Origin of the sequence: Pseudomonas sp. T1.Ur (genome assembly GCF_023516725.1) — a bacterium.
Taxonomy (GTDB): domain Bacteria; phylum Pseudomonadota; class Gammaproteobacteria; order Pseudomonadales; family Pseudomonadaceae; genus Aquipseudomonas; species Aquipseudomonas alvandae.
In genome coordinates this window covers 2,141,071-2,156,424 of the sequence record NZ_JAMGSN010000001.1, presented here as the reverse complement: position 1 = coordinate 2,156,424, position 15,354 = coordinate 2,141,071, and the positions used below count along the sequence as shown (strand labels likewise).

13 protein-coding genes are annotated in these 15,354 nt (G+C 61.2%); 8 read left to right on the top strand and 5 right to left on the bottom strand.

What is annotated here, in order from left to right:
• The first annotated feature begins 45 nt into the window (after positions 1-45).
• Complete coding sequence (gene gstA, locus M8Q45_RS09795) at positions 46-657, top strand: glutathione transferase GstA (protein ID WP_249874544.1); 612 nt, start codon at positions 46-48, stop codon at positions 655-657.
• Here gstA and M8Q45_RS09790 read toward each other — a convergent pair whose 3' ends face one another.
• On the bottom strand, positions 658-1,035 hold the full coding sequence (locus M8Q45_RS09790) for a hypothetical protein (RefSeq protein WP_249874543.1): 378 nt from the start codon (positions 1,033-1,035) through the stop codon (positions 658-660).
• Between the two features lie 168 nt (positions 1,036-1,203).
• The gene (locus M8Q45_RS09785) at positions 1,204-1,545 is read right to left on the bottom strand and encodes a hypothetical protein (protein ID WP_249874542.1); all 342 of its coding nucleotides are present in this window, start codon (positions 1,543-1,545) and stop codon (positions 1,204-1,206) included.
• A 142-nt stretch (positions 1,546-1,687) separates the two neighbouring features.
• Here M8Q45_RS09785 and M8Q45_RS09780 point away from each other — a divergent pair, with 142 nt between their 5' ends.
• Positions 1,688-1,930, top strand: a complete 243-nt coding sequence (locus M8Q45_RS09780; protein WP_249874541.1) for a hypothetical protein — start codon at positions 1,688-1,690, stop codon at positions 1,928-1,930.
• Between the two features lie 611 nt (positions 1,931-2,541).
• Here M8Q45_RS09780 and M8Q45_RS09775 read toward each other — a convergent pair.
• Complete coding sequence (locus M8Q45_RS09775) at positions 2,542-3,720, bottom strand: XylR family transcriptional regulator (protein ID WP_249874540.1); 1,179 nt, start codon at positions 3,718-3,720, stop codon at positions 2,542-2,544.
• Positions 3,721-3,874: 154 nt separating this feature from the next.
• On the opposite strand from M8Q45_RS09775, the gene xylA reads away from it, so the two are divergent.
• The 6 genes from xylA to leuD all read left to right on the top strand — a co-directional run bounded on the left by xylA (position 3,875) and on the right by leuD (position 11,378).
• Positions 3,875-5,191: a xylose isomerase gene (xylA, locus tag M8Q45_RS09770; protein WP_249874539.1), complete on the top strand. Its 1,317-nt coding sequence runs from the start codon at positions 3,875-3,877 to the stop codon at positions 5,189-5,191.
• Between the two features lie 148 nt (positions 5,192-5,339).
• Positions 5,340-6,341, top strand: coding sequence for a D-xylose ABC transporter substrate-binding protein (gene xylF, locus M8Q45_RS09765; RefSeq protein WP_249874538.1), 1,002 nt, complete (start codon positions 5,340-5,342; stop codon positions 6,339-6,341).
• Positions 6,342-6,497: 156 nt separating this feature from the next.
• Positions 6,498-8,054: a D-xylose ABC transporter ATP-binding protein gene (gene xylG / locus M8Q45_RS09760; protein WP_249874537.1), complete on the top strand. Its 1,557-nt coding sequence runs from the start codon at positions 6,498-6,500 to the stop codon at positions 8,052-8,054.
• A complete protein-coding gene (locus tag M8Q45_RS09755) occupies positions 8,055-9,191 on the top strand; it encodes a sugar ABC transporter permease (RefSeq protein WP_249874536.1) in 1,137 nt (378 codons plus the stop codon).
• Positions 9,192-9,347: 156 nt separating this feature from the next.
• Complete coding sequence (gene leuC, locus M8Q45_RS09750) at positions 9,348-10,769, top strand: 3-isopropylmalate dehydratase large subunit (RefSeq protein ID WP_249874535.1); 1,422 nt, start codon at positions 9,348-9,350, stop codon at positions 10,767-10,769.
• A 3-nt stretch (positions 10,770-10,772) separates the two neighbouring features.
• Positions 10,773-11,378 (top strand): 3-isopropylmalate dehydratase small subunit, encoded by a 606-nt coding sequence (leuD, locus tag M8Q45_RS09745; RefSeq protein ID WP_249874534.1) that lies wholly within the window; start codon positions 10,773-10,775, stop codon positions 11,376-11,378.
• Positions 11,379-12,646: 1,268 nt separating this feature from the next.
• On the opposite strand, the gene M8Q45_RS09740 is transcribed toward leuD, so the two are convergent.
• Together M8Q45_RS09740 and treA are read right to left on the bottom strand one after the other, a co-directional pair.
• Positions 12,647-13,564 (bottom strand): LysR substrate-binding domain-containing protein, encoded by a 918-nt coding sequence (locus tag M8Q45_RS09740; RefSeq protein ID WP_249874533.1) that lies wholly within the window; start codon positions 13,562-13,564, stop codon positions 12,647-12,649.
• A 62-nt stretch (positions 13,565-13,626) separates the two neighbouring features.
• Positions 13,627-15,231 (bottom strand): alpha,alpha-trehalase TreA, encoded by a 1,605-nt coding sequence (treA, locus tag M8Q45_RS09735; RefSeq protein WP_249874532.1) that lies wholly within the window; start codon positions 15,229-15,231, stop codon positions 13,627-13,629.
• Positions 15,232-15,354 lie beyond the last annotated feature (123 nt).

Below are 15,354 nucleotides of genomic sequence, written 5' to 3'. Positions count from 1 at the left end.
TTGGCGCCGATCCTCAGCGGCACTCAACGCCATCAGGAAAACCCCATGAAATTGTATTTCGCGCCCATGACCTGTTCATTGTCCCCACACATCGTGCTGCGAGAGCTGGACATTGCCTTCGAGCTGATCCGCGTCGACAACAAGACCAAGCGAACCGCCGACGGGTTGGATTTCCTCGCCATCAATCCCAAGGGCTACGTCGCGGCGCTGATGCTGGAAAATGGTGAAGTGCTCACCGAAGGTCCCGCCATCGTCCAGTACCTGGCCGATCAGGTTCCGGGCAATCACTTGGCACCGGCCAATGGCACCTGGGAGCGGGTTCGGTTGCAGGAATGGCTGAACTTCATCAGTTCTGAAATCCATGGCGGCTGTGCCCCGCTGTTCAACGCCGAGATTCCAGAAACGACCAAGGCCATCTTCAAGCAGAAGCTGTTCAAGCGTCTTGATTTCCTGGCCGGTGCTCTTGAACAACGCGGCTATTTGCAGGGGGATTTCGGCCTTGCCGACGCGTATTTGTTTACGGTGCTCAGATGGCTGCCGTTTTTCGCGATCGACATCCAGGACTGGCCGACGCTGGCGTCGTACATGGCTCGGATCGAGACGCGACCCAGCGTCATGGCCGCGATCGAAGCCGAGGCGAACGCCGGCCAAGGCTGATCATTGGGCCACGAATGGATAATGCTCGATACGACAAGGATGTTCGTTGCCGTCGCCTTTGCAGATGCCGTCCAGGTAGCGGTATTTGATCCGGATCGCCTGGCCTTTCGCAGGCCATTTGCGCCGGGCAAGCGTCGCCTGATAGTCAGCGGTTTCCGGGATGAAACTGATCACCGCACCCTCTTGCGGACATTCCACGCCGGGCGAGGCAGGGCTGGTTTTCAGAACCTGGGCGCGTAGACCAGGGAACGGCTGCTTCACCACCTCAATGACCCGCAACTGCATGTCGCAGATCTGCCACGTCGCGGCGTGAACCGGAGCGCATAGGGCAGCGAACGTCAGGAGGAATGGCACGGAGTGCGCGGGGAACAGGTTCATCTCAGTCCTTTTTGTCGAGGGTGGCTTCGCATGGGCCATCCTCTCACACCACGATACGCAAGGCGCGCCGGACAAAAAAAAGCCCCGCGACCGAATACGGTGCGGGGCAAGGGAATTGGTTGGTTGCGGCCAACCAAAGGAGCACGGAGAAAAGCGTTTACGGGCCGGTCAGATGCAATCCTGTGCGGCGCGCTCAAAATTCGAAGGCAGGAAGTTGGAAGCCAGCAAATGCCGCTCATAGACGAACACCTTGCCGCCGTTACCCGCCTTGTAGGCTTCCAGCACATTGTCCGCCGCCACTTTGCTCGGCACGACGATGCGGTAGCTGCGCTGGGTCTGTGAAACCATCGGATTCAGCGCGCTGCCCTGCAACTTCGGCACGACGCATTCGGCGTATTCGGCCGGCGTCTTGTTGGTCTGCAAGGTCAGGGTCGGATCGTTCGGAGCCGAGGCACATCCGGCCAGCAACAACGGTGACAAAGCCAGGGCAAGGAAAAATAAAGGGCGCATGATTCAGGTCCTGCAGTGTTGGGCTGCGTTTCGATGGGGCTGATTCTCCAATGATCGTGGGCAAAGCAGAACTTGCATTTCGTAATGGTCACTATTACTGATGGCAATAGTTGCAAGCCCTGAAAGACGGATGAGGCCTTTAATGAGAACGTTTGATCTGATTCGCGGTGCGGTGTTGCCCGACTTCCGGGAGCGGGTGGCGGAATATCTGATCCCGTACGAAACCGTACTATTGAGCACCACCGAAACCGACCCGCAACTCAAGCGGGACACGGCCAATCAACTGCGTGGTTATCTACGCGGCCTGAATACCACGCGGGTGTTGGGCATGGCGGATTGGGAGGAGCTGGATCGGCGGGTCGTGAATACGTGGTTATCAAGCTGAACGGCCTGGCCCTCGGCGGAGGGAATCCGTCACTGATTGGCAAAACCTCAAGCCAGGAAGCGGAGGATTGATGCCTCACAACCGCCTGTGACGAGCTAGCCTATCCCGCTCGGCCTGTGGCAGCTGTGTAGGAGCTGCCGAGCGAAGTGAGGCTGCGATCTTTGTAGGAGCTGCCGAGCGAAGTGAGGCTGCGATCTTTTCCCAGACACTTGAGTCCCAAAAGATCAAAAGATCAAAAGATCGCAGGCTTCGCCAGCTCCTACAGAGCCCAGCGGGAGCAAGCTCCCTCGCCGGTGCTGTTCGCTCGGCCATTTGTGCCCTGTTGGTACTCCCGAGGCGTACAACCGAACTCCCGACGAAACACCGTGAGCAGGTACCGCACCGACTCGGCCTATGGCAGCCGCGTAGGAGCTGTATACGAGCTGTGTAGGAGCTGCCGAGCGAAGCGAGGCTGCGATCTTTGTAGGAGCTGTCGAGCGAAGCGAGGCTGCGATCTTTTTCCAGACACTTGAGTCCCAAAAGATCAAAAGATCAAAAGATCAAAAGATCGCAGGCTTCGCCAGCTCCTACAGAGCCCAGCGGGAGCAAGCTCCCTCGCCGGTGCTGTTCGCTCATCCATTTGTGCCCTGTTGGTACTCCCGGGGCGTACAACCGAACTCCCGACGAAACACCGTATGCAGGTACTGCGCCGACTTGAAGCCACAATTACGGGCGATGTCGGCGATCGCCGAGTCAGTGTTTTCCAATCCATTGGCGGCCGCCGCCAGCTTGAAGCGCAGGATTTCGTCGTGAACGCTGCAGCCGCGTTCCTTGCGGAAATGCGCTTCCAGCGATGAACGCGACACACCGACATACGCCGCCACCTGGGCGGTCTTGATGCCCTGGCAGGCGTATTGGCGGATGAACAACAGGGCCTGCATGACATAAGGATTGCCCAGCGGCTGGTGCAAGCTCGACGCCTGGACGTTGATCGCCTCCGGCGGGATCAGCAGCTGCATGCCCGTGGACGGCATGCCATGCAGCATCTGGTGGAGCAGTCGCGCAGCGGTCCGGCCCATGGTTTCGGTGCCCTGCACCACCGAGCTCAGCGGCACCCGCGTCAGGCTGCGGGTCAGTGGATCGTTATCGATGCCGATCAGGGCCACCTGCTCCGGCACGGCAATGCCTGCGGTCAGGCAAGCTTGCAGCAGCTGCCGGGCCCGCGCGTCGCTGACGGCGATGATGCCGATGGGTTTAGGCAGGCTTTGCAGCCAGGCGATCTGCTGCTCGACGGCGCTGTCCCACAGCGGCGCACTGGTGCCCATGCCGCGATAGACCTCGGTTTGCAAGCCATCGCGCTGCATCAACCGGCGAAAGGCTTTCTCCCGTTCCTGGGCCCAGCGATTGGCTTGGGATTCCGGCAGGCTGAAGCAGGCGAAGCGCGTCAACCCGGCTTCGATCAGGTGCTCGTAAGCCAACTTGATCAGCGCATGGTTGTCCGTGGCGACATAGGGAATGCCCTTGGGATAGGCGCGCTCGTCCTGGTACGAGCCGCCCACCGCCACCACCGGCATCTTGATCCCGGCCAGCGCCTCGCCGATCAGCGGGTCGTCGAAATCGGCAATGATCCCGTCGCCCTGCCAACGCTCGATCCCCTTCAACCGACAGAGGAAATCTTCCTCGAGGAACAAGTCCCATGACGCGCGGGTGCTGCTCAGGTAGTTGCCGATGCCGCTGATGATGCCGCGGTCGTAGATCTTGCTGCCGTTGAACAACAGGGCGATGCGGTGGACGGGCGGGACGATTTTCATTATTTGAACCCTGGGCCGATGGACAGAGCCTAGGCGCGTCGGCGGCGAATCTCAATACTCAAAATCGAACTGTCCTTTGGTGATTTTCATAATCAGCAGGCCCAGGGCCGGCGTTAGTATCGGGACACCGCCAAGAATAAAAAGGAATCCGTCCATGCCGTACTTTCCCGATGTCCAGCCGATTCGCTTCGAGGGCCCAGGCAGCGACTCGCCGCTCGCCTTCCGCCATTACAATGCCGACAAGATCGTGCTCGGCAAACCCATGCGCGAACACCTGCGCATGGCTGTGTGCTACTGGCACACCTTCGTCTGGCCGGGGTCCGATGTGTTTGGCGCCGGGACCTTCAAGCGCCCGTGGCAGCATGCCGGCGATCCGCTGGTGTTGGCGATCGGCAAGGCCGAGGCGGCGTTCGAGTTTTTCTCCAAGCTGGGCATCGACTACTACTGCTTCCACGACACCGATGTCGCGCCGGAAGGCCAATCGCTCAAGGAGTACCGCAACCACTTCGCACAGATGGTCGATCACCTTGAGCGCCACCAGGAACAGACCGGGGTCAAGCTGCTCTGGGGCACCGCCAATTGCTTCAGCAACCCGCGTTTCGCCGCCGGCGCCGCCAGCAACCCGGACCCGCAGGTCTTCGCCTGTGCCGCCGCCCAGGTGTTCAGCGCCATGAACGCCACCCAGCGGCTCAAGGGCTCGAATTATGTGCTGTGGGGCGGTCGCGAAGGTTATGAAACCCTGCTCAATACCGACCTCAAGCGTGAGCGGGAACAGCTGGGCCGGTTCATGCGCATGGTGGTCGAGCACAAATACAAGATCGGCTTCAAGGGCGACCTGCTGATCGAGCCCAAGCCCCAGGAGCCGACCAAGCACCAATACGATTACGACACCGCCACGGTGTTCGGCTTCCTACAGCAGTTCGGCCTGGAGAAGGAGATCAAGGTCAACATCGAGGCCAACCACGCGACCCTCGCCGGGCACAGTTTCCACCATGAAATCGCCACCGCGGTCTCCCTGGGGATCTTCGGCAGCATCGACGCCAACCGGGGCGATCCGCAGAACGGCTGGGACACCGACCAGTTCCCCAACAGTGTTGAGGAAATGACCCTGGCCACCTACGAAATCCTCAAGGCCGGGGGCTTCGGCAACGGCGGTTTCAACTTCGATTCCAAGGTCCGTCGCCAGAGCGTGGACGGCGTCGATCTGTTCCACGGCCACGTTGCGGCCATGGACGTGCTCGCGCTCTCCCTGGAACGCGCGGCGGCCATGGTGCAGGACGACCAACTACAGAAATTCAAGGACCAGCGCTACGCCGGCTGGCAGCAACCGTTTGGCAAGGCGTTGCTCGCGGGTGACTACAGCCTCGAAACCCTGGCCGAGCACGCGTTCACCAACGACCTGAATCCGCAAGCCGTCAGCGGTCGCCAGGAGATGCTCGAAAACGTCGTCAACCGCTTCATTTACTCCTGACAGCGGACAACGTTGCGGGCGCGGCGAGGCTGTTACATTCGCGCGACAAATCTGTGCCCGCAACGCCAAGCAACGCTCTACAGTTCTACCGGCATCACGTTCATCGTCAGGCAGTGTCTTTCAAAAAACAATAAAAGGACGCACCACCATGAAAACATTCAAACGCACCCTGCTCGCCGGCGCCCTCGCCCTGCTATCGCTTCCCGTCATGGCCGACGCCGCCCACCCGAAAATCGGTTTCTCCATCGATGACCTGCGCCTGGAACGCTGGTCGCGGGACCGTGACTACTTCGTCGCGGCGGCGGAAAAACTCGACGCCAAGGTCTATGTCCAGTCCGCCGATGCCAACGAGCAGAAGCAGATTTCCCAGATCGAAAACCTGATTTCCCGTGGCGTCGACGTGATCGTCATCGTGCCGTTCAACGCCACCGTGCTGACCAACGCCGTCGCCGAAGCCAAGAAGGCCGGGATCAAGGTCGTGTCCTATGACCGGCTGATCCTCAACGCCGACATCGATGCCTACATTTCCTTCGATAACGAAAAAGTCGGCGAGATGCAGGCCGGCGGCGTATTGAAGGCAGCGCCCAAGGGCAACTATTTCCTGCTGGGCGGCGCACCGACCGACAACAACGCGAAGATCCTGCGCGAAGGCCAGATGAAGGTGCTGCAACCGGCCATCGACAAGGGCGACATCAAGATTGTCGGCCAGCAGTGGGTGAAGGAATGGAACCCCACCGAAGCCCTGAGCATCGTGGAGAACGCCCTGACCCGGAACAACAACAAGATCGACGGCATCGTCGCCTCCAACGACGCCACCGCCGGCGGCGCGATCCAGGCCCTGGCCGCGCAAAAAATGGCCGGCAAGGTGCCGATCTCCGGACAGGACGCCGACCTGGCGGCGGTCAAGCGGGTGATCGACGGCACCCAGACCATGACCGTCTACAAGCCGCTGAAACTGATCGCCTCCGAGGCCGCCAAACTCTCGGTGCAACTGGCGCGCAATGAGAAACCCACGTACAGCTCCCAATACAACAACGGCAACAAAAAGGTCGACACCATCCTGCTCACGCCTACCGCGCTGACCAAGGACAACATCGACCTGCTGGAAAAGGACGGGTTCTACACCAAGGCGCAGATCGCCGGGCAGTGACCTGACCAGGCAATCAAGGGAAAAACTGTGGGAGCGAGCTTGCTCGCGATGACGGTGGTTCAGTTTGCATCAATGCTGGATGTACTGCCGCTATCGCGAGCAAGCTCGCTCCCACAGGTTCAGTGATATCCGGAGCTTTTTTTACGAGCCCTCGCCATGTCCGAATACCTGCTGCAAATGAACGGCATCGTCAAGACCTTCGGCGGTGTCAAAGCCCTCAACGGCATCGACATCAAGGTCAGGCCGGGTGAATGCGTCGGCCTGTGCGGCGAGAACGGTGCCGGCAAATCCACCTTGATGAAAGTCCTCTCGGCGGTCTACCCCTTCGGCACCTGGGAAGGCGAGATCCTCTGGGAGGGCCAGCCGCTGAAGGCGCAATCGATCAGCGAAACCGAAGCCGCCGGCATCGTCATCATCCACCAGGAACTGACCCTGGTCCCCGACCTGTCCGTGGCCGAAAACATCTTCATGGGCCATGAGCTGACCCTGCCCGGCGGCCGCATGAATTACCCGGCGATGATCCACCGCGCCGAAGCCTTGATGCGCGAACTCAAGGTGCCGGACATGAACGTCTCGCTACCGGTCTCGCAGTACGGCGGCGGCTACCAGCAATTGGTGGAGATCGCCAAGGCCTTGAACAAACAGGCGCGCCTGCTGATCCTCGACGAGCCCTCCTCGGCCCTGACCCGCTCGGAAATCGAAGTGCTGCTGGACATCATCCGCGACCTCAAGGCCAAGGGCGTGGCGTGTGTCTACATCTCCCACAAGCTCGATGAAGTGGCCGCCGTGTGCGACACCATCTCCGTGATCCGAGACGGCAAACACATCGCGACCACGGCCATGGCCGACATGGACATTCCGAAGATCATCACGCAAATGGTCGGACGGGAAATGAGCAACCTCTACCCCACCGAACCCCATGAGATCGGCGAGGTGATTTTCGAGGCGCGCCACGTCACCTGCTACGACATCGATAACCCCAGGCGCAAACGGGTCGACGACATTTCGTTCGCGCTCAAGCGCGGTGAAATTCTGGGCATCGCCGGGCTGGTGGGCGCCGGCCGCACGGAGCTGGTGTCAGCGTTGTTCGGCGCCTACCCCGGTCGCTACGAAGGCGAAGTCTGGCTCAACGGCCAACAAATCGACACCCGCACGCCGCTCAAGTCGATCCGCGCCGGCTTGTGCATGGTTCCGGAAGACCGCAAGCGCCAAGGCATCATCCCGGACTTGGGCGTGGGCCAAAACATCACCCTGGCGGTGCTGGAAAATTTCTCGAAAATGACCCGCATCGACGCGGAGGCCGAGCTGGGCAGCATCGACCGGGAAATCTCGCGCATGCACCTCAAGACCGCGAGCCCGTTCCTGCCGATCACCAGCCTTTCCGGTGGCAACCAGCAGAAAGCCGTGTTGGCGAAGATGCTCCTGACCAAGCCCCGGGTATTGATTCTCGACGAGCCCACCCGAGGCGTGGACGTCGGCGCCAAGTATGAGATCTACAAGCTGATGGGCGCGCTCGCGGCCGAAGGCGTGTCGATCATCATGGTCTCCTCGGAATTGGCCGAAGTGCTGGGGGTGTCCGACCGCGTGCTGGTGATCGGCGAGGGGCAACTGCGCGGCGATTTCGTCAATCAGGAACTGACCCAGGAACAGGTGCTTGCCGCCGCGCTCAGCCATCCCGAAAGCAATAACAACAATGATCGGAAGTCCGCGTAGATGAATCAGGTCAAACAAGTCTTCACCCGCTACAAAATGCTCGCCCTGGTGATCGCCGTGGCGGTTATCTGGCTGTTCTTCAGTTGGCAGACCGAGGGCGGATTCCTGACCCCGCGCAACCTTTCCAACCTGCTGCGGCAGATGTCCATTACCGGCATTCTTGCCTGCGGCATGGTGCTGGTGATCATCAGCGGCGAGATCGATTTGTCGGTGGGCTCGTTGCTCGGTCTGCTGGGGGGACTGGCGGCGATACTGGATGTGGTCTATCACATTCCGCTGCTGGCAAACCTGAGCCTGGTCGTCCTGTGTGGACTGATGATCGGCCTGGCCAACGGCTATATGACCGCCTACCTGCGCATCCCCTCTTTCATCGTCGGCCTGGGCGGCATGCTGGCGTTTCGCGGGATCCTGCTGGGCATCACCGGCGGCACCACCATCGCCCCGGTGTCGCCGGAGCTGGTCTATGTCGGCCAGGGTTATTTACCCCACGCGGTCGGCACGGGCTTGGGGGTGTTGCTGTTCGCGCTGACGCTGTTCCTAACCTGGAAACAGCGCCGCAATCGCGCCCTCCACGGTCTGGCAGCCCATTCGCTGGTGCGTGACGTGGTGCGGGTGGTGTTGATCGCCGCGGTGTTGGCCGGGTTCGTCTACACGCTCAACAGCTACGACGGGATTCCGGTTCCGGTGCTGCTCCTGCTGGTCCTGCTGGGGGTGTTCAGCTACGTGACCAGCCAGACCGTGTTCGGCAGGCGCGTCTACTCGGTGGGCAGCAACATGGAAGCCACGCGCCTGTCCGGGATCAACGTGCAGGCGGTGAAACTCTGGATCTTCGGCATCATGGGCGTGATGTGCGCCCTCGCCGGCATGGTCAACACCGCGCGCCTGGCCGCCGGTTCGCCCTCGGCCGGCAACATGGGCGAACTGGACGCCATCGCCGCCTGCTTCATCGGCGGCACGTCCATGCGCGGTGGCTCGGGCACGGTCTACGGCGCGCTGCTGGGGGCGCTGGTCATCACCAGCCTGGACAACGGCATGTCGATGCTCGACGTCGACAGCTACTGGCAGATGATCGTCAAAGGCAGCATCCTGGTCCTGGCCGTGTGGGTGGACGTCAGCACCCGCACCGCCCGACGCTGATCCACGCTGTTTCGAGGCGGCCAAGGATGGGCCGCCCCGCTCGCCCGTCATGATTAATCACAATCCGTGTGCAACGCCTTCACTCCAGTGCGCTTGATGCGACGTCGGCAGTCAATATGCTGTGTGCAGACCCGCCTGGAATGAAGAAGAGCCTGCATGAACAGCCCCCGAACGCTTTATCAGAAGCACATCGACAGCCATACCGTATGCTCGCTGGATGACCAGGGCCACGTGCTGTTGTACATCGACCGCCAGGTCGCCAACGAATACACCAGTCCACAAGCCTTCAGCGGCCTGCGTGAAACCGACCGCAGCGTGTGGCGGCCGAGCGCGACGCTGGCGGTGGTCGACCACGTCAACCCGACGGCGCCCCAGCGTATCGCAGCCATGCCGGATGCCGGCGGCGCCCGGCAGGTGTCGTACTTTGCGCAGAACTGCCGCGACTTCGGCATCGAGCTGTTCGATGTCCTGGACAAACGCCAGGGCATCGAGCACGTCGTCGCCCCGGAGCAAGGCTTCATCCTGCCGGGCATGGTCGTCGCCGCAGGCGACAGCCACACCACCACCTACGGTGCCCTGGGGGCCTTGGGCTTCGGCATCGGCACGTCGGAAATCGAACATTTGCTGGCCACGCAGACGCTGGTCTACAAGCGCCTGAAAACCCTGCGCGTCACGGTCGATGGCACCCTCGGGGCAGGCGTCACCGCCAAGGACATCATCATGGCGCTGATTGTAAGAATCGGCGCCTCGGGTGCCACCGGTTATGCAATCGAGTTCACCGGCCCGGCGATCACCGCCCTGAGCGTCGAAGCCCGGATGACCATTTGCAACATGGCCGTCGAAGCCGGCGCCAGGGGTGCGTTCATGGCGCCGGATGACAAGGTCTTTGCCTACCTGAAAGACAAACCCCGTGCGCCCCAGGGCGAGCTGTGGGAACGGGCCGTGGCCAAATGGAGAATCCTGCACAGCGATGAAGGCGCGGTCTTCGACCGGGAAGTGACGCTCGATGTCGATGCGTTGGAGCCCATGGTCACCTGGGGCACCAGCCCTGACCAGGCTGCAGCGATCGGCAGTCGTGTACCTGACCCCACAAAAGAACCCGACTTGATCCTGCGCCAAGGCCTGCAGCGCGCGCTCGACTATATGGGCCTCAAGCCAGGCATGCCGCTCGCCGACGTGGTGATCAGCCATGCCTTCATCGGCTCGTGCACCAATGCGCGGATCGAGGACTTGCGCGATGCGGCACGTGTCGTACAGGGCAAGCACGTTGCCGCCCATGTGCGGGCGATGATCGTGCCCGGCTCGACCTTGGTGCGTGAGCAGGCCGAAGAAGAAGGCTTGGCGGCGATATTCCGCGACGCCGGTTTCGAATGGCGCCAATCCGGCTGTTCGATGTGCCTGGCGATGAACGATGACGTGCTGGCCCCCGGGGATCGCTGCGCCTCCAGCACCAATCGCAACTTCGAAGGACGCCAGGGCGCCGGCGCCCGCACCCACCTGATGAGCCCGGCCATGGTGGCCGCCGCCGCGATCGCCGGTCACTTGACCGATGTTCGTCCACTGCTGCCGGAGGCCTGAAGCATGCAACCTTTCACTACCGTAAGCGGCACCGCCGCCCCGCTGCTGGCCGCCAACATCGACACCGACGTGATCATGCCCAAGCAGTTCCTCAAGGGCATCGACCGCAACGGGCTGGACCGTGGCCTGTTCTTTGATCTGAAGTGGCTGGAAAATGGCGATCCCAATCCTGAATTTGTACTCAACAGGCCGGGCTGGCGCGGTGCAACGTTCCTGGTGGTGGGTGAGAATTTCGGCTGCGGCTCAAGCCGGGAACATGCTGTGTGGGGCTTGAAGCAAACGGGCATCAGGGCGTTGATTGGCAGCAGCTTCGCCGGAATCTTCTATGACAATTGCCAGCGCAACGGAGTCTTGGTGATTCAATTGCCTGAAGCGCAACTCAAGAGAATCGCCCAAACGGTCAGCCGCGCCGAAACCGCCAACCTCAGCGTCGATCTGCCCGCGCAACAGATCAGGTTGTCCGGTGGCGAGGTGATTGCCTTCGAGATCGATGAACTGCGCAAGCAATCCTTGCTGCTCGGGCTGGATGCCATTGGCACGACGCTTCAACGAGCGGAGCAGATTCGCCGCTTCGAAAGCCGGCACCTGGCGGAAAATCCTTGGCTGTAGCGCAAGGAAGACTGTGGGAGCGAGCCTGCTCGCGAAGAGGCCGGCACATCCAACATTGAAGTTGGCTGACAGACCGCTTTCGCGAGCAAGCTCGCTCCCACAGGGATCTGAGGTGGCCACACAATCCGTGGTCTTCCAGAAATCCTGTGTGGGAGCGAGCTTGCTCGCGAAGAGGCCGGTATATCCAACATTGAAGTTGGCTGACAGACCGCTTTCGCGAGCAAGCTCGCTCCCACAGGGGTTGCGGTGCCCATGCAACGCGTGGTCTGCCATAAACTCAATGTGGGAGCGAGCTTGCTCGCGAAGAGGCCGGTATATCCAACATTGAAGTTGGCTGACAGACCGCTTTCGCGAGCAAGCTCGCTCCCACAGGGATCTGAGGTGGCCACACAATTCGTGGTCTGCCAGAAATCCAGTGTGGGAGCGAGCCTGCTCGCGAAGAGGCCGGCATATCCAACATTGAAGTTGGCTGACAGACCGCTTTCGCGAGCAAGCTCGCTCCCACAGGGATCTGAGGTGGCCACACAATTCGTGGTCTTCCAGAAATCCTGTGTGGGAGCGAGCCTGCTCGCGAAGAGGCCGGCACATCCAACATTGAAGTTGGCTGACAGACCGCTTTCGCGAGCAAGCTCGCTCCTACAGGGATCTGAGGTGGCCACACAATTCGTGGTCTGCCAGAAATCCTGTGTGGGAGCGAGCCTGCTCGCGAAGAGGCCGGCATATCCAACATTGAAGTTGGCTGACAGACCGCTTTCGCGAGCAAGCTCGCACAGGGATCTGAGGTGGCCACACAATTCGTGGTCTGCCAGAAATCCTGTGTGGGAGCGAGCCTGCTCGCGAAGAGGCCGGCACATCCAACATTGAAGTTGGCTGACAGACCGCTTTCGCGAGCAAGCTCGCTCCTACAGGGATCTGAGGTGGCCACACAATTCGTGGTCTGCCAGAAATCCTGTGTGGGAGCGAGCCTGCTCGCGAAGAGGCCGGCATATCCAACATTGAAGTTGGCTGACAGACCGCTTTCGCGAGCAAGCTCGCTCCCACAGGGATCTGAGGTGGCCACACAATTCGTGGTCTTCCAGAAATCCTGTGTGGGAGCGAGCTTGCTCGCGAAGAGGCCGGCATATCCAACATTGAAGTTGGCTGACAGACCGCTTTCGCGAGCAAGCTCGCTCCCACAGGGGTTGCGGTGCCCATGCAACGCGTGGTCTGCCATAAATTCAATGTGGGAGCGAGCTTGCTCGCGATGGCGGTTTCACCATCGCCGCCCCCTACCCAGCCGACAAATCCCGAAAACACGCCTCAAGAAACTCGACACACACCCGCAGCTTCGCCGACTGGCTGAGTCGGGTCGGATACACCGCCCAGACATTGGCACTTTGCGAATACGCCGGCAGCACCTGAACCAGCCGCCCCTGTTCAAGCAGGGGCCCGGCGTCCCACATCGAGCGCAATAGGATCCCGCCACCGCTCAACGCCCACTCCAGGACAATCTCACCGTTGTTGGAAGACAACGGGCCTCCGACGCGCACCGTCTCCTCTTGTCCGCCCTTGCTCAGGGTCCAGATGCCGAAGGCGTTGTCGCGCTCCTTGAGCACCAGGCAATCATGGCTCTTGAGGTCTTCCAGCGACTGCGGCGTGCCGCGTCGTTGCAAATATTCGGGAGCCGCGCAGAGTACGCGCCGATTACTCACCAACTTGCGGCCCAGGTGCTGGCCCGGCAGGTCATCGCCCACGCGGATTTCCAGGTCGAAGCCCTCGCCGATGATATCGACGACGCGGTCGAACACATCCAGGCGGATGTCGAGGCCTGGGTACGCCTGTGACAGCTTGCCGATGGCCGGCGCGACATGATTGCGGCCGAAACCGAAACTGCTGCAGATGTTCAACGAGCCGGTGGGTTGATGACGTGCGTTGGCGATTTCGCCGACGAACTCTTCGAAATCCCCCAGCAGTCTTTCGGCCCAGACCCACACGCGCTCACCGTCGCCGGTCAACGCAATGCGCCGCGTCGTGCGATGCAGCAGCCGGGTGGACAACGTCGACTCCAAGACAGCAATGCGCTTGCTGACATAGGCCGGGGAATACCCCAGCGCCTCTGCGGCGTTGGCAAAGCCGTTTTTCCGAATGACGGCCACAAAGACCTTCAGGTCTTCCGGCGAGGGGAACTGGTGACGATTCGTGTTCATTGGTCCAATCTCGGTGCCATTCTTCACGGATTTCGCGAAGAATAGCACCGAACCGGCACGGCTCAACCGCCGTATTTACCGAGCAGTTTCAGCGTTACCCCGTTCGTCCAGCCGAAGCCGTCCTGCAATTCATATTCACCGCCTCCGCCGCCGCTGCCTTGTCCGGACACGTCGTATTTCTCCACCAGCTTGTCTTCCTTGCGATAGAGCGCCTGGACCTGTTGCAGGAAGCGGCTGCCAATCTCCCGGGCCAGGCCCGTTTGCCCGTAGCGCTCCAGTCCCTCGACGGCGACCCATTGCAGGGGCGCCCAGCCATTGGGTTCATCCCACTGCTGGCCGTTATTGACCTGGGTGGTGGCGATGCCGCCCGGACGCAGCAAGCCCTTGCGCACGGCGTCGGCGGTACGGTTGGCCCGTTCGCTGGAAGCCAGGCCGGTATAGAGCGGGAATAGCGTCGCTGCGGTGAGCGTCGGGCGCTGGCGGTTCTGCTGCCAATCATAATCCACGTAGTAGCCGCCATCGGCGTTCCACAGGTGTGTCTCGATCGCGCGCTGGCGTCGCTCGGCGCGTTGCCCGTAGGCTTGGGTGCACGGCGTGTTCTGCACCGTTTCACAAGCCTTGGCGATGGTGCGCTCCAGGTGATACATCAAGCTGTTCAGATCCACCGGCGCGATGGACGTCGTGCGGATGGTCGCCAGGTCCTTGCCATTCCCCAGCCAACGGGAACTGAAATCCCAGCCGCTTTCGGCACCGGCGCGCAAGTCACGCCACACTTCTTCCCTGGGGCGGTCGGCGGCCTGTTCAGCGGTCTTGACGTCCTGCAACCACGACTCCTGGCGAGGCGTCGGGCTGGCGTCCCAATAACGGTTGAGCACGCTGCCGTCGGCAAGCTTGACGACATGTCGCCCAGCCTCACCCGGCTTGAGGGTCTGCGCCCCTTCCATCCAGTAGGCGTATTCCTTTTGCAGTTGCCCAAGGTAGCGCCCGTAAGCCTGCTCGCCTTCGATGCGCGCCTGCAACTCCACCATGTAGGCGAAGAACGGCGGCTGCGATCGACTCAGGTAGTAGGTGCGATTGCCGTTGGGAATGTGCCCATAGGTGTCGATCATGTAGGCGAAATTGTCAGTCATCTGGCGAACCTGCGCCTTGTCACCGCTTTGCTCCAGACCCAGCATGGTGAAATACGAATCCCAGTAATACATCTCGCGAAAACGTCCGCCGGGCACCACGTACGGCTGCGGCAAGGGCAGCAGGCTGCTGTACTGCGGGACTTGGGTGTAGGTCCGGCTGAGCACCGGCCAGAGGTTATCGATGTGCTCGTCGATCGGCGCGCCGGGCTTCGGCGTCGGACTTTCCGCCTGGCCGGACTCGGTGAAATTGTCCTTTATGAAGGTTTCGAGATCGAAATCGGCGTTGCCCCGGCGGGCCAGGTAATCCGCGCGGATCCGCGAGGGGTCGCGCCTGGGCAGCGCGTCGACGAAATGCTTCTGGTCGGTAAACAATTGTTTGCCTTGTACCGCTTCAAACAGCTCGGGGTATGCCTGGTCGGGCGGCACCGGGGGGCGACTTCGCGCGTCCTCGTAACTCCAGGTTGCAGGCGGTTGGCTTGAACACGCGACGCAGAGCAGCGCGGTGAAGGACAGGCTGGCGAGGTAAACAGAACGCATCTCAGGCTCCTTGATGGGATGACTTCCTGAAAAAGTGACTGACGGGAACGAACCTCGGTTCACTCGGATTTCCTTTCCTCACTTCGATGGAACCCCGGTTTCACCCCCGCTCTCTATCGCAGA

Bases quoted from the DNA above. Each gene is read 5' to 3' on its own strand.
- xylA (WP_249874539.1), top strand. From the start codon at position 3,875: ATGCCGTACTTTCCCGATGTCCAGCCGATTCGCTTCGAGGGCCCAGGC.
- leuC (WP_249874535.1), top strand. From the start codon at position 9,348: ATGAACAGCCCCCGAACGCTTTATCAGAAGCACATCGACAGCCATACC.
- M8Q45_RS09755 (WP_249874536.1), top strand. From the start codon at position 8,055: ATGAATCAGGTCAAACAAGTCTTCACCCGCTACAAAATGCTCGCCCTG.
- xylF (WP_249874538.1), top strand. From the start codon at position 5,340: ATGAAAACATTCAAACGCACCCTGCTCGCCGGCGCCCTCGCCCTGCTA.
- M8Q45_RS09780 (WP_249874541.1), top strand. From the start codon at position 1,688: ATGAGAACGTTTGATCTGATTCGCGGTGCGGTGTTGCCCGACTTCCGG.
- treA (WP_249874532.1), bottom strand. From the start codon at position 15,231: ATGCGTTCTGTTTACCTCGCCAGCCTGTCCTTCACCGCGCTGCTCTGC.
- M8Q45_RS09790 (WP_249874543.1), bottom strand. From the start codon at position 1,035: ATGAACCTGTTCCCCGCGCACTCCGTGCCATTCCTCCTGACGTTCGCT.
- M8Q45_RS09740 (WP_249874533.1), bottom strand. From the start codon at position 13,564: ATGAACACGAATCGTCACCAGTTCCCCTCGCCGGAAGACCTGAAGGTC.
- gstA (WP_249874544.1), top strand. From the start codon at position 46: ATGAAATTGTATTTCGCGCCCATGACCTGTTCATTGTCCCCACACATC.
- leuD (WP_249874534.1), top strand. From the start codon at position 10,773: ATGCAACCTTTCACTACCGTAAGCGGCACCGCCGCCCCGCTGCTGGCC.
- xylG (WP_249874537.1), top strand. From the start codon at position 6,498: ATGTCCGAATACCTGCTGCAAATGAACGGCATCGTCAAGACCTTCGGC.
- M8Q45_RS09775 (WP_249874540.1), bottom strand. From the start codon at position 3,720: ATGAAAATCGTCCCGCCCGTCCACCGCATCGCCCTGTTGTTCAACGGC.
- M8Q45_RS09785 (WP_249874542.1), bottom strand. From the start codon at position 1,545: ATGCGCCCTTTATTTTTCCTTGCCCTGGCTTTGTCACCGTTGTTGCTG.